Consider the following 13,711-nt stretch of genomic DNA (forward strand, 5'->3'; position numbering starts at 1 on the left):
CAAGCGTAAAGGCCGTGATGCGCGGAGATGACCGCTATGGAATCCCGTTTGCGTGGGGCTCGCTGCCGCTCATCTACGACACTGAAACGTTTTCGACGCCTCCCGACAGCTGGGAGGTGATGTGGGAAGAGAACTACGCCCAACAGATGCTCTGGCAAGATGATGCCAACAACTCGATCACCCTTGGCGCTCTGATCGTCGGTGCTGCTAACCCTTATCAGCTGACAGACGACGACTTTGCCAGGATCAAGGATAAGCTCATCGCGCAGAAAAAGCTGCTGCTCAGCTATTACGCAGGCTTTGATGATGGCGTGAACCTGTTTGCCCAAAATGGTATCAAGTTGATGTATTCGATGGGGGAACCTCAAGTACCTGCGCTCCAGAAGAGGGACGTCAAGGCTGCGCTGACCATCCCGAAGGAAAAAGCCATAGGCTGGCTAGACTGCTGGGAGCTCTCTGCCGGCGCAAAAGACAAGGAACTTGCCTATGCCTGGATCAATGCCTGCCTCGATGGATCTGTCGGAAAGGTGCTGACGGAGAAGCACAACTACGGCAACACAACGAATGTCGATGTCAACAAATCGGCAGGCCTCACCTATGGTGACCGCCTCTCCTGGCTGGAAACGGCTGAGAACTACGAGAAGAGAGTCGCTGTCTGGAATGAGATCAAGGCCAGCTGATCTCCGCAGTTGACCGCGATATAACGCGAGGCTGGAAGATACTTCCAGCCTCCACTCTTGCAATTGACAGGCTGGCAGGCAAGCATGCTCAAGACGATTTCACCTGCCCTGAAGGGCACGGCGCCAAAACTGAAGATAACTGGCATTGACTGCCACGTTCTTCTCGCCCCGGACTACGATGCGAGCTTCACCTCATCAGCGCAGGACAGCCTGGTCGTCGTCGTTCATACCGATGGCGGCGTTTCAGGGGTCGGCGAGTGTGACGCAAATCCCTGGATGGCAAAGGCCTGCATCGAGGCGCCTGGCACTCACACCATGGGATTGTCGATCAAGGACATGCTGATTGGTGCAAACCCCTTCGATATCGGCGGTCTTTGGAACCGCATCTATCTTGGCACCGCGATGAATGGTCGGCGTGGCATGGTGATCCATGCTCTGAGTGCAGTCGAAATGGCACTGTGGGATCTCTGCGGCAAGGCCGTTGGCCAGCCCGTGCACGCACTGCTCGGTGGCGCCACTCGTGACCGGATCACGCCCTACGCGTCATTGCAGCCTGCTGGTGGCCGCTTCGAAGATTACCGTGATGCGCTGTGCCAGTCTGCAGAAAAAGCGAAATCCCTCGGCTTCAGGGCCATGAAGACCGAAATTACCATGAACGGCCCCTATGCCCACAACGGCATGCGCGAGAGCTATGACCGCCACACCGAGGTGCTTGCCGCAGTCCGCAAGACCATTGGTTATGACGTCACCTTGATGGTCGATGTTCAGTATCTTTGGGACGATGCAGAAACCTGCCTGTCCGTCATCAAGGATTGGGGTGAATTCCAACCCTACTTTCTCGAAACGCCACTCTGGTCGGACAATGTCAGGGAAATGGCAAAGCTGGTTGAGCGGGCGCCGATGAAGATCGCTTTTGGCGAATGGCTGGCTACGCGCTTCGAATTCGAGGAACTCATGGATGTCGGAAAAGTCCAGGTGGCGCAACCCGATGTCGGACGGGTTGGCGGCATTGGCGAAGCGAAAATTGTTTGCGACATGGCGAAAGAGCGCGGCCGCACGATCGTCCCACATTGCTGGAAGACCGGCATTTCGATCTCGGGGACAGCACATCTTGCCTTCGTGACCAATCATTGTGCATTTATCGAGTATCTTCCACCGCAATTGTGCCATGAGCGCTTACGGCGAGAGCTGGCGCAGGAGGAACTTATCTTCGAGAAAGACGGGACCATACCGCTACCCACCCGACCTGGACTAGGCGTGGAGGTCGACTGGGACATTGTAAAGCGCTACACTGTGGCTTGAGCGGCGGGGGTCGATGGGACTTGAGCTCAAAGCTATCAGCAAGCGATACGCCGATCTCGAGGTGTTGCACCCAACCTCGCTTGACGTGGCGAATGGTGAATTCCTAACCCTGCTCGGCCCGTCCGGATCCGGGAAGACGACAGTCCTGCGGTTGATTGGGGGTTTCACCCAGGCCTCCGGCGGCAGGATTTGCTTCGATGGCATGGACATCACCGCGCTTCCAGCCAATCAGCGTCCGTTCAACACAGTGTTTCAGGACTACGCGCTGTTTCCACACATGACAGTGCTCCAGAATGTCAACTACGGCCCACTCGTACAAAAGCGCCAGTCGGCAGCAATCCGCCGCCTCATCGACGAAACCATCGAAATCGTCGGTCTCTCCAATCTGCGCGACCGCTTTCCTGCGCAGCTCTCAGGTGGGCAGAGGCAGCGCGTTGCGTTGGCCAGGGCGATTGTATGCGAGCCCAAAGTCATACTGCTGGATGAGCCCCTTGCTGCACTTGATGCAGCGCTGCGCAAGCAGATGCAAGTATTTCTGAAACAGATTCAACGTCGTATCCGCACAACCTTTGTTTTTGTCACGCATGATCAGGATGAAGCAATTGCGATGTCCGACCGCATCGTCGTCATGGCCGACGGCAAGATCCAGCAGATCGGTACGCCCCGTCAGCTGTATTTCGAACCGCAGACGCGTTTTGTTGCGGGCTTCTTCGGCGAGAACAATCAGATTTCGGGAATGGTGGTGGATGAAAAACATATTGATACCGCCGTAGGGAGACTGGAGGTCCGCAAGCATAGCTTCGCCCCAGGAAGCCGGGTCGTTGTAGCCATCCGCCCAGAAACGTTCAGGATCGGTGAAGGTTCGCGTGGTATTCGAACTGAGGTGGAGGAAATCTTGTTTGGTGGTCCGTTCACAAAACTCCAGCTTCGACCGAGAAACGCCCCCATGATGAAGCTCGACGTCAGGATGACAGGCGCGGACCAGAGCGCCATACCCGCAAGGGGCGAGGGTTTGACTGTCACCTATGATCCGGCTGATGCCATAGTGATTGCAGAGTGATCATATGAGTCATCCCTCCACGCGATGGCTGATATTCTTTGCAGTGGCGGCGCCTCCTGTTGCATTTATCGTGGTTCCGATTGGCAGCTTCCTGCTTCTCTCATTCTTCAGGGCTGACAAACACGAAATCATCCATGAGCTTACCTTGATCAACTTTGCCAATTTCTTTGGAAACTGGACCTATCTGGGCACCTTTCTCGGTACTGTCGCGTTGTGCCTTGAAGTGATGGCATTGTCGGTCCTCGTAGGTTATCCGATGGCGTGGTTCATCTGGCAGCAAAGAGGAGGCCGGCGATACCTGCTTCTTCTTCTGGCTGTCGTGCCGCTGTTCATGAGCTATATTGTGAAACTCTACACACTGCGCTCCATGCTTGGTCTCAATGGCCTGCTCAATCAGGCACTGCTCGGTTTGGGTTTACTGGAAAAGCCAAGCCAAATTTTTCTGTTTAATCAAAAAGCTGTTCTCGTCACCATGGTGGTGATCTACCTTCCGTTCGTCGTGCTTCCGATCTTTCTTGCGCTCGAACGCATACCCCGTACACTCCTGCAAGCCTCAATCGACCTCGGAGCCGGCACCTGGGACACCTTTCGCCGGATTGTCCTTCCGCTCTCGCTGCCAGGCACGATTGGCGGTGCGTTGTTTGCATTTGTCCTTGCCCTTGGTGATTTCATTACGCCGCAAATGGTGGGGGGAACGACAGGATTTACAATCGGCCGCGTGATCTACTCGCAGTTTGGTCTGGCCTTTGACTGGCCCTTCGGATCAGCCATCGCCGCTGTTCTTCTCATGGTCGCGCTGTCTGGAATTGCTCTGGCGGGCTACTCGATTAGCCGGCAAAGGGTCTAACGCAAATGCGAAGCCGCAGTGAACGCCTCGCTACTTTCGGTACAGGCATTCTGACCCTTTTCATTTTCATTGTTCTTTACGCGCCCGTCTTTATCAGCATCCTGTTTTCGGTCGTCGAGATCAAGAAAGGTCAGATTCTCTGGGAAACCTTCAGCCTGACCCCATATGCTAGCCTCTGGTCGAACCCCAGCGTCATCTCAGCCCTCTCGAATACCGCAGTCGTGGCTGTGATTTCTGTGGCAATTTCTTCGGTATGCGCTGTCATTCTTGCGCTTTACACGAACTGGGAGGAGGCAATCGGCGGACGTGCGCTTGAGGTCATCATCTATCTTCCATTCCTGCTTCCACCGATTGTGACCGGGCTTTCCTTGCTCGTCGTTTCGTCACAACTTGGCATCAGCCGAGGCCTCGCAACGATCGTTTTGGGGCATAGCCTCTTTGTGCTTGCGGTCTCGTACCGCCTCGCACTGACACGCCTCCAGGCATTGCCAAAGTCGCTTGTGGAAGCATCCTTTGATCTTGGTGCGAGCCGGCTGCAGACACTACGGTACGTGCTTCTTCCGCACTTGGCGTCTGCTGTGATGACCGGGGCAGTTCTGGCGCTCACACTGTCTTTTGATGAAACCCTCATTACGACCTTTGTGGCAGGCGACCAGATGACTCTCCCGTTGCGTCTCTGGGCCATGATGCGGGTCGGGTTCACGCCGGAGATCAATGCCCTTGTCACGCTGGTTCTGCTTATATCAATAGGGCTGTCCGTCATCGTTGCGTGGCGGATGCGGCCTCAGGGTGAAGTGGAGGAGGAGTGAATGACAGATCAGGGACGTCTTGCCGGACGGGTCGCCGTAATTACGGGAGGTGCGCAAGGGATTGGATTGGCAATCGCCAGGCGTTTTGCCGAGGAAGGCGCATCAGTGGTCCTTGCAGACCTCAAGATCGAGACTGCGACAAATGCCGCTAGTGATCTGCAGGGGGCAGGTCTGAACGCTGTCGCGCTGGCTGTGGACATTGGCTGGGACGAGTCCGTGAAGACGCTTGCGGGGGAGGTTGAACGCCGCTTTGGACGATGCGAGATCCTTGTAAACAACGCAGCGATCGGGATGGACACGCATATCGAAACGATGTCGATGGATGACTATCACCGGGTCATTCGCATCAATCAGGATGGCGCCGTCTGCATGACAATGGCCTTCGTGCCGCTTCTCAAGAAGGCAGCCCGTGGACGCCGGGTCCTGAACGTGGCATCCATCCAAGGGCTGCGCGGATGGCCAAACCAGCTCGCTTACGCCACCGCAAAAGGCGCTATTGTCAATTTCACGCGGGCTGCATCCTGCGATCTGGCGCCACATGGCATTACAGTGAATGCCATAGCGCCTGGGTTTGTCGACACGCCAATGTCCATTCTGCCTGATGGATCGCACGAGTATGACTCTGACTGGTTCCGGGACATCTATGTCAAGTATGGACGCATTCCGATGCGCCGCTTCGGCCATCCTGTGGATATGGCTGGACCGGCGTTCTTCCTGTGTTCGGATGATTCTGACTATGTGACCGGTCAGATATTGAGCGTCGATGGGGGCGCCTCAGCAACATTTTAGGAGTGGCCATGTCAATGGACTTTGTGAGGATTCGGTCAATCGTGGCTGCGCCACTCATGGGCGAAAGTCCGAAAGGGGGCTGGGCAGCTGAAATCAGGCCTGATGATTCAGTTCATGCACTGATCGCAGTTCATACCGATCAAGGGATTACAGGTTATGGCAGCATCTTCACCAATGGAGGTCTTGTTGAAGCTGCCCTCAAGGTTCTCGAGCCATTGTACCTGGGGGAGAATGCACTTGAGCCAGAGCGGGTAAGCGAGAAGCTCCATCAGAACACCTTCTGGATGGGTCGTGGCGGGACACTCACGCATACGATAAGCGGTATCGATATCGCACTCTGGGACATATTGGGTAAAGCACTTAATCAGCCTGTAGGCCGCTTGCTGGGCGGCTTCTACCGGACGCGGGTCCGGCCATACTGCTCGCTCCTCATGGAAGAGCCTGACCGCATGGCGGAGACTATCGCCCCGTTCAAGGAGAAAGGCTTCAAGGCGTTCAAAATCGGCTGGGGACCGTTCGGTCGCCGTGGCAGCGCCCGGAATGACGAGGCCATTGTTGCGGCTGCACGCCGGGCTATTGCTGAGGATGATCAGCTGTTCGTTGATGCGGGCGGCAGTGATGCCTTCTGGCCGAATGGGTTGCGATGGGCGATCAATACGGCACATATGCTGGCGGATTATGAGGTTGGGTGGTTTGAGGAGGCCCTCAAGCCCGATGCGCTTGATGACTTCTGTGAATTACGCCGCCAGAGCAGGGTTCCTGTTGCAGGAGGTGAGGTTCTCACAAGGCGGCAGAGCTTCATTCCCTGGTTGACGCGCGGCGCGTTCGATATCGTACAACCGGATGCCACCAAGGTTGGCGGAATTTCTGAACAACGCCGGATTGCCTGGATGTCAGAAGAATTTGGGGTTCAATACATCGGGCATGGCTGGAACACGGCGATTGGCGTTGCGGCTGATCTGCAAATCGCTGCAGCAATGCCGCACGTTGGTGTTGTGGAGTTCATAGGAGGCAGCGCCTACGTGGATGGCCTACTTGCTGAGCCATTTCAGCTGGATCAGGAGGGATATCTCAAGATTTCGACCAAGCCAGGTCTCGGCGTTGATCTTGACCCTGACAAGGTCTCTCACTACTGCCCTACGGCAAGAAGGTTCTTCTCCTCGTAGAAGATAAGAAGTTCCAGCCGGATCGACGTATTGTACTTATTGGTTTGGATGACCATCGCATGTTGTGAAGATGACGATCCTAGCTCAGAAGTGTAGATATGTACGATCTTGCGAGACATCCCGTTTGGCAGCCCTATTGGGCCGGGAGGACTTCTGTGATGACCCAGAAAGATTACGAGATTCAGCGCAGGTTGAGGATGCTGAGGCACCTCGAGGAGAGAGGGCATGTAGGACGGACCTGCAGGTATTCTGGCATTGGCCTAGCGAGCTTGTTCCATTGGAATGCGGCCCTCGAGAAGCAGGGTGAAGGGCGCTAGTGGGCGGTATTGATCGGCCCCTAACGGGTGGCCGGTTGCACTGCCACCATTTCTGACGAGTAATGCTCTTCTGCAGAAGTCTGTTTTGCAGAAAGTTCCATTGACACTTTCAATGGCATTATCAATCTATGGTTATGTCGCGGCGGACTAAAAGGCAGACTTTGGAAGATACTTGCCCCTCATCAATTGCGTGGATCGGGCTGGGCAGTGTGATTGATCATCAACCTCGTGATGCGAGTGTCAAAATCAATCTGATGATTGTGACGAGAGCTCAACGATGTAGCTCTTATCGTTTTCATCCTGTCGGGAGCGCCAACTTTCTAAGTCCGCGCCAAAACCTCACGGACAAATGGCCACGCCTGCAGGGTGTCACCGACGGGCCGACAAGAGGGCATTCGGAGCTGGCAAATCAATACAACATTGTCGCCTAAACGCCGAAGGCTGCTACGGACTGCCGTCGATGTTCCGGATAAAGTCGATAATGTGGGACGCTGCAATTCCTGGCTGTTCCAAAGGCAGTAAGTGAGCCGCACCGGGCACATTCACCAGTGTTGCTCGATCGCCCAACTCGCCCTTCAGCTCGATGCCGTTCTGGGGTGGCGCGATCTGGTCATCCGCGCCCTGCAGAATCAGATACTTCGTATCACCCGGCGGGGCCCACCAAGCCTCAAGCGGCGCGGATTTCGCTGCCTCGGCCTCCACAGCGGCAGCACCCGGAGCGCGAGAGGGCTTGAAGATTGCCCAGATCCGATCGGACTGCGCCGGATCGGAAACGAAGTAGGGCATGACCGCCAGGATCTCCGCGTCCGTCGATGCGGGATTGAAGATGATTCCCAATGCCCTCACGGCAGCGGGTTCCGGCTGTATCTTTCCGCCCGCGGCCAACAGGATCACGCTGCGCGTCAGCTCCGGATGGGACGCGGCCACCATGCGGGCAACGCGATTGCCGAAGTCGTTGCCAGCCAAATGTACTGGCCCCAGATTCAAGGCCTTGATGACACCTGCCACGTCGTCCGCATAGTTGTTGAGTGTAACCCCGGTGCTGGCGCCCGTGCTCTTGCCGGAGCCAGGGAAGTTAATGCCGACAACCCGGTAGCCGGCCGTGGCGAGCGCTTCCGCGAGGCCATCAAGGTAGCCGACGGTCAGCGTGCCACCTGGCAGCAAGACGATGGGTTCTCCTTCGCCCCGGCTGAAATACTCGATGCTGGCGTCGGGAAGCTTTACGAGACCGGTCTCAACAGTTTGTCCTTGCGAATATGTTGCAGGCATCGATAGCAAGAACCCGATGGCGCACAATATCAATAGTGTTGACTGCCTCGCGCTAGGCAAGGCACCGATTTTCTGCGGCGTGATTATCTGCATGGAACATCCTTCGGCAAGTTACGCGAAGGACTTACCAAAATCGGTAGTTGGACAGAGGTCAAGTGGGAGGGGTCATGTGTCCTTTTGCGCAGGACACGCCCAAGTGCCTGTCGGTGCGCGAGGGCTGAATTTCTACGATCCGCCTTTATCTGCCACGGCAGGCGGTTCCAGGGCCGTTACGTAAGATAGCCTTATCAACAGATGCATTTGCGCCTAAGGCGCAGATATTTCAATGACATAGGAGTTGTCATCTTTATCCCGCATGGTGCGCCAATCCTCCGTCAGACTGCCCGGTTTTCTCGGTGTAGGGTGACCGCCGGCCAGGCGCGACAAGGGCTGCTTGGCTGTAAGGCAAGAGGGAGCCAAGCTTCCGAGTAAGTAGCTCCATCCCTCGAACTATGTTTATATAATCCCGCAGCTCATCATGTGCAGATTGACCATGTCTGTCCGCAGCCATAACCTGAATAAAATCTGCAAGTTGGAGAAAGCATCGTGAAGCCAACACAGGAAGAGAACTCCCCCTCTTTCATCGATCAGGATCTTGCGCCACTTCCGGCCGGTCGGCGCCTGATGATGAAGCTCGCGCTGGGTCTCGGGCTTATGCCTCTCCTTGCCGCCTGCCACGACGATGATGACGACGATGACCGGGATGGTGGCCTTGGTGCGATTTCTGATCGCAGGCTGAAGGAGAACGTCAATCGTGTTGGCACGACGACGCATGGATTGCCGTTCTATACCTTCAGTTATGTCGGCAAGGCGGCCGTCTATGCCGGCGTGATGGCGCAGGACGTCCTGAGCGTCATGCCGGAGGCGGTGCATGTGTCTGCGTCTGGCTTCTACGCCGTGGATTACAAGAGGCTCGGCCTGCGCATGCTGCGGCTGCAGTAGAGGCGGTTTTCGCCTGAAGCAAGTTGATCTCCGGCGATCTGCAGGAAGGAGCAGGGCTAGGCGCGGTTAAAGAACCACATGCCTGCAGCATGATCTTCTGCGCCCGCGCTGGCATTGAAGCTCTTTTGTTCCGTCTCAGCGGGCATAAAGTCGAAATCCCTCCGGTCTGGGCTATAGGTGGCGAATAACTTGCAATTCGGCTGACGTCGGGTGCTCTTGTTCCAACTGGATACAGGATGTTTTGCTTGACGCCCATCCGGTGGCAGCGTTTTCGAGGCAAACCGGGTGACTTGAGGAATGGATCAGTTCTTGCTCGCTGTAGCTGTTGAGAAAAGCTTCAATGAGATTGAAACCTGATACACGGGCCGTGTTCTCCGGCAGCGACGTGGGGTCTCGGTATCGCCGCATCTCTCGGCGGCACGCCCCAGTTTGTCTGAGTGGTAGTTTGGGCGGGCTGCCATCAGAAAAGCCATGTCTTTCGAATATAGATAACAATGAATGCTGCTATCAGAACCATTGATAGGGTTCCTGCCTGAATGCCCAGGCCATTTGCCAGAAATACGAGTCCAGCTGTTACTATGCCGCCTAGCAGCAGGAACAACAGGGCATCTCGTCTGAATTGAGAACTCTGGATCAGCGCCACTATGAGGACGATGCCGATTACCGTGATGGCCGGATAGGCAACAAAACTGGATCCGAGGCCTTTCAGAAAAGGAAGGTCGTCTGGCGGTGTTGCGGGAACAATCCCGAGCGAGGCTGAAAGAGATCTGAGGCCTATGAAGATGACGCCAATGAGCAGCAGGGTGAGTGCAACATCTCTGCGAAATTCAGTGCTCCTGAACAACGCAGCAACGAAGGCTAGCGCGATGAGGGCGATGAACAGGTAGAGACTGATTTCATAGACCTGCAGCCCGGAGGAGGTCTGTGTGACAGGGTCCATTATCTACACCGACGCCAGAATTGAAAGATCACCAGCCCGATTTCTGAATGCAGCGTCAACGAGTTCGTGTCGTGTGTTTCTCATGGGTCCTGCCTCAGCCTCCGTCACCCCTGAAGCTTACAGCAATTGTCTGGGCGCGCCATGAGTCGACGGCTCATGAGAAAGTTATTTGGTTTTCACTTGTCTGCTAGATGAAGTGGCCTCCAGGCAAAATACAATCATATATCATCTTATTGACCTCGGTGGCCTCATGGAGGACCCTACACACAGGACGACCCCTGCCGTGAGCTGCATGCTCTCCCGGGGTTGCCGTTCGTGTGGGGAGAGGAAGATGAGTGAAAACATTGTCGATTTTGCCAAGTTGGTTGCTCGAATGCTGATGGCTGCTTCGATGATCCGTTATGGGGTGGCAAAGTTGCTTGACATTCGTATGTTCACGGAGAACAGCACGACGATCAATTTCATGGAGATTTTTGCTGGCGGGATGCCCGCACCTCTATGGTTTGCCTACGCAAATGCGGTGTTCCAGACCGGCGCAGCAATATTTGTACTGATTGGCTTTCAAGCACGGATTGCTGCCGGGCTCCTGGCGGTCTGGCTCAGCGTTCTAACTCTCGTGGGGCATCCTTTCTGGGCGATGGCGCCAGACGTCGCTGCGCAGCATGAATCCTTGTTTTATCGCAATCTGGCTATGATTGCGGCTTATGTTCTGATCGCCGCCGTAGGACCGGGACGATATGCTGTGACGCGGAGGCTTGAGCGGCGGCCTTGAGCCCTTCTGCAATGAGCAAGTTCTCGCCCGGGTCTCGAGGCTGCCGCATGGTTCTTCTGCTGAGCCCTCTGATGACGACTATGCGTTCAAGTTTACGGGGGTCAGGCGGTGCATCGTGCAGATTCAGCAAGGACGTTCTTGGTGTCTTGCGAGGATGATGGCTTGCGGTATGGGCACGCTCACCTCCTAAGAACGTGTGCCTCTCTTTGTTGTATGCAAGATCGCGCTTAGGCAGTTAATGGTCAGCATGCCAAGAGGGAAATATCTAGGGGCCGAAGCTCCAGCTCAGCCCTGCGGCTGCAACCGCCTCGTCAAGTGAAAGGCTTGCGACATCGCCATCCCTCAGCCATATCGAGCCGCCAAGGGCCAATTGCCCGGCCCTGAATGTATAATCGAGGCCCAGATCGAGCGGGGTGTCATCGGATGACAGGGAGGCTTGTCTGGTTTCATACATGACTGTGCCATCAAATTCCCGGCCAACTGCGACATTCGCCTGGACGTTGCCATCAATAATTCGCCATGGGCTAATCAGAGACAGGCGCATCGCATCATGGCTCTCGAAAACACCGGCGCTGGTCAGGCTGAAGCCAAACTTGCTAGACCAGATCGCGGAAGCCGAACTGAACATGCTGTTCTCAGCTTCAGTGGCGTCCGACAGGCCTAGCTGCGCAAAGGACTCAAAGGTGAGACTGTCGGTGATCCGGTGTGAATAGCTTGCGCCGACCATCTTGGTGTAAGTGGCTTCACCCAGCGAGAATGCGCCAGCGCTTTGAATTCCCAACATTGCTGCGTCCTCCCGAAGAAGGCCGAAGCTGAGGCCGAACTCGCTCCCCTTGGTCACCTGGAAGGATGCACCGAGCGAAAAGAAATTATTGTTTGTCTCGGGTGCCTCAGCAAGTGAATTGGTCCAGTCTGACTGATCCTCGAAATCAAGCGCCGATCCGTGAGCATAGAGTGCTGACAGTGAGAGGCTGGGCGAGATTGCGATGTCTGCTCCAGAGAAGAAACCACTGCTGAAGGATTGCCCGATCTCACCCGATCCACGGAAGAAATTGGCGCCAAGACGGTAGGATCCATGAAGGTCCACGCTGTCGGTGTCTGGTGAGATTTGTGTGAAATAGGCAGTGGCGTTTCCGGCGCCCGAGGACAGGGAATAATCCTCTGATGTGAATGAGAAGCCGCTTGTCGTCGTCGATGAGTCACCAGAAGCGAACAGCGTAACGCGGCCGGAGTCGACGTCAATCACATTTCGATTGCTCACCAGAGATGCGCCGAGGGAGGCAACGGCGTCGTCCGCCAGGGTGGAACGCGAGACGGGAATTGCCACGTCGTTCATCACAAAGCCACGACCATAGTCATCGAATACGACCATGCCATCGAGGAGGCCCTCGAAAGCGCTTGCCTTGCCCATGGAACTCGATTTCTTGATGTTCGAGGCTGACGTGGTCGTCGTACTCTTGGTCACTGTGCTGGAAGTTGCCACGTATGTCGATCCGACTGGTCTGAGCGCGGCGGCGACGTTGAGAAGGCCCCAGCCATATACATTGTCGATTCCGGCGGTCCCTAGATCAGTGGCCGATCTTTTCAGGATATCGGCCACCATGCTTGGCGTCAGCAAAGTGCCGCCGGCATAGGCGTTCTGAAACACCAGTGCGGCCGCCCCCGTGACGTGTGGGGAGGCCATCGATGTTCCACTCATCGTGCCATATCGGCTAGCGGGCAGGTCCGACCAGATCGATTCGCCGGGAGCAACGATAAAGAAGTTCCTCATCTTGTTCTGGCTGGCGCAAGTTGTCGTCGAACTGATGCAAGCTTCTCCGGGGCGGTTCGAAAATGACGAGATTGAATTCGCCGAATTGACGCTACCGACGATGAGAAGGTGACTAAGCGCCGTACTCGCATCGCCGGCGTAGTATTCGTTGATTGCGTTTGTACCGCTGTTGCCTGCAGCCCGCACCAGGACCATTGAATTACGATAGTCATCGAAGATATCGAGTTCACCGCTCAGGAACACGTCACCTCTTGCCCCTGGCCCGTAACTCATGTTCACCGCCTTGGCGCCAAGCGACTGAGCTGTATTCAATGCATTCCTGCCAAGATCCGCTGCAATCCATCGGCCCCTGCTATCGAAGACCGGAATGGAAAACAGGCGTGCGGTGGGAGCAACGCCAACCAGGCCAGTGTTGTTCCGGCTGGCACCGGCAATGCCGGCGACATGCGTGCCGTGTGAATCATAACTGTTGTTGAAGGTGCCGCGATAGACCTGACTAATCGACAGTCGGCCTTTCAGGTCAGGGTGGTTGGGGTCGGCTCGCCCGTCGAGGATGGCGATTCCTACATTCTGCGCCTCTCGCTTCGCAGCAGAAGTCCCGGCGATGTAGGCACTGAGATTGGCATGGATTGTACTCGTAATGCCGATCTGGACGAGGTTTGGCTGATAACTGTTGGAGTATTCGTAGTTCTGAGCGAATGCTGTTGCTGACGGGCAGGAAAGCAGCACCGTGCCGGCAAGTGCGCGCTTGATGATGGCTCGCGTCAGTTGTTTTTGCGGGAAGGAACACATCATCGTGTCAACAACCTGTCCTGTGTCAAACCGAAGCTAGACGATCACCCAATTGATTTCAGCCTGCTTTCGAAACAGAGTGAATGATCGGCTCTGCCTGAATGCCCAAATAACGTAAAATTCAATCTATCTGGAACAGGAAGAGGCCGCAAGTTCGGGTCAAAGCAACCTCAAGGTGGAAATTGAAGTCAAGCTTTTCAAGAAAAGGATTTTAAT

General features: G+C 55.6%; 12 protein-coding genes. 9 read left to right on the top strand and 3 right to left on the bottom strand.

Going from position 1 to position 13,711, the window contains the following annotated elements; genetic code table 11:
• The 7 genes from ACILRN_RS03460 to ACILRN_RS03490 all read left to right on the top strand — a co-directional run.
• A partial coding sequence (locus ACILRN_RS03460; RefSeq protein WP_395685585.1) for an extracellular solute-binding protein occupies window positions 1-680 on the top strand: 680 nt, incomplete at its 5' end.
• Window positions 681-764: 84 nt separating this feature from the next.
• Window positions 765-1,982 carry a mandelate racemase/muconate lactonizing enzyme family protein gene (locus tag ACILRN_RS03465; protein ID WP_395685587.1) on the top strand — a complete coding sequence of 406 codons (1,218 nt, stop codon included), beginning with the start codon at window positions 765-767 and terminating at the stop codon, window positions 1,980-1,982.
• Between the two features lie 13 nt (window positions 1,983-1,995).
• Entirely contained in the window at window positions 1,996-3,042 is a 1,047-nt protein-coding gene (locus tag ACILRN_RS03470) for an ABC transporter ATP-binding protein (protein ID WP_395685589.1), read from the top strand.
• A 4-nt stretch (window positions 3,043-3,046) separates the two neighbouring features.
• Complete coding sequence (locus ACILRN_RS03475; protein ID WP_395685591.1) at window positions 3,047-3,889, top strand: ABC transporter permease; 843 nt, start codon at window positions 3,047-3,049, stop codon at window positions 3,887-3,889.
• Between the two features lie 5 nt (window positions 3,890-3,894).
• Window positions 3,895-4,698, top strand: a complete 804-nt coding sequence (locus ACILRN_RS03480) for an ABC transporter permease (protein ID WP_395685593.1) — start codon at window positions 3,895-3,897, stop codon at window positions 4,696-4,698.
• Window positions 4,699-5,487, top strand: a complete 789-nt coding sequence (locus ACILRN_RS03485; protein WP_395685595.1) for an SDR family NAD(P)-dependent oxidoreductase — start codon at window positions 4,699-4,701, stop codon at window positions 5,485-5,487.
• Window positions 5,488-5,495: 8 nt separating this feature from the next.
• Window positions 5,496-6,653, top strand: a complete 1,158-nt coding sequence (locus ACILRN_RS03490) for a mandelate racemase/muconate lactonizing enzyme family protein (protein ID WP_395685597.1) — start codon at window positions 5,496-5,498, stop codon at window positions 6,651-6,653.
• A 761-nt stretch (window positions 6,654-7,414) separates the two neighbouring features.
• Here the strand turns inward: ACILRN_RS03490 and ACILRN_RS03495 are convergent.
• Window positions 7,415-8,239, bottom strand: coding sequence for an alpha/beta fold hydrolase (locus ACILRN_RS03495; RefSeq protein WP_395685599.1), 825 nt, complete (start codon window positions 8,237-8,239; stop codon window positions 7,415-7,417).
• Between the two features lie 585 nt (window positions 8,240-8,824).
• Between ACILRN_RS03495 and ACILRN_RS03500 the strand changes: the two genes are divergently transcribed.
• On the top strand, window positions 8,825-9,220 hold the full coding sequence (locus tag ACILRN_RS03500; RefSeq protein ID WP_395685601.1) for a tail fiber domain-containing protein: 396 nt from the start codon (window positions 8,825-8,827) through the stop codon (window positions 9,218-9,220).
• Window positions 9,221-9,680: 460 nt separating this feature from the next.
• Here the strand turns inward: ACILRN_RS03500 and ACILRN_RS03505 are convergent, their stop codons facing one another.
• The gene (locus tag ACILRN_RS03505) at window positions 9,681-10,160 is read right to left on the bottom strand and encodes a hypothetical protein (RefSeq protein WP_395685603.1); all 480 of its coding nucleotides are present in this window, start codon (window positions 10,158-10,160) and stop codon (window positions 9,681-9,683) included.
• 331 nt (window positions 10,161-10,491) lie between these two features.
• On the opposite strand from ACILRN_RS03505, the gene ACILRN_RS03510 reads away from it, so the two are divergent.
• Window positions 10,492-10,932 (top strand): DoxX family protein, encoded by a 441-nt coding sequence (locus ACILRN_RS03510; protein ID WP_395685605.1) that lies wholly within the window; start codon window positions 10,492-10,494, stop codon window positions 10,930-10,932.
• A gap of 265 nt (window positions 10,933-11,197) precedes the next feature.
• Here ACILRN_RS03510 and ACILRN_RS03515 read toward each other — a convergent pair whose 3' ends face one another.
• The gene (locus ACILRN_RS03515) at window positions 11,198-13,498 is read right to left on the bottom strand and encodes a S8 family peptidase (RefSeq protein ID WP_395685607.1); all 2,301 of its coding nucleotides are present in this window, start codon (window positions 13,496-13,498) and stop codon (window positions 11,198-11,200) included.
• Between the last annotated feature and the right edge of the window lie 213 nt (window positions 13,499-13,711).

It is taken from the genome of Aestuariivirga sp., from assembly GCF_044238155.1.
Classification (GTDB): Bacteria; Pseudomonadota; Alphaproteobacteria; order Rhizobiales; family Aestuariivirgaceae; genus Aestuariivirga.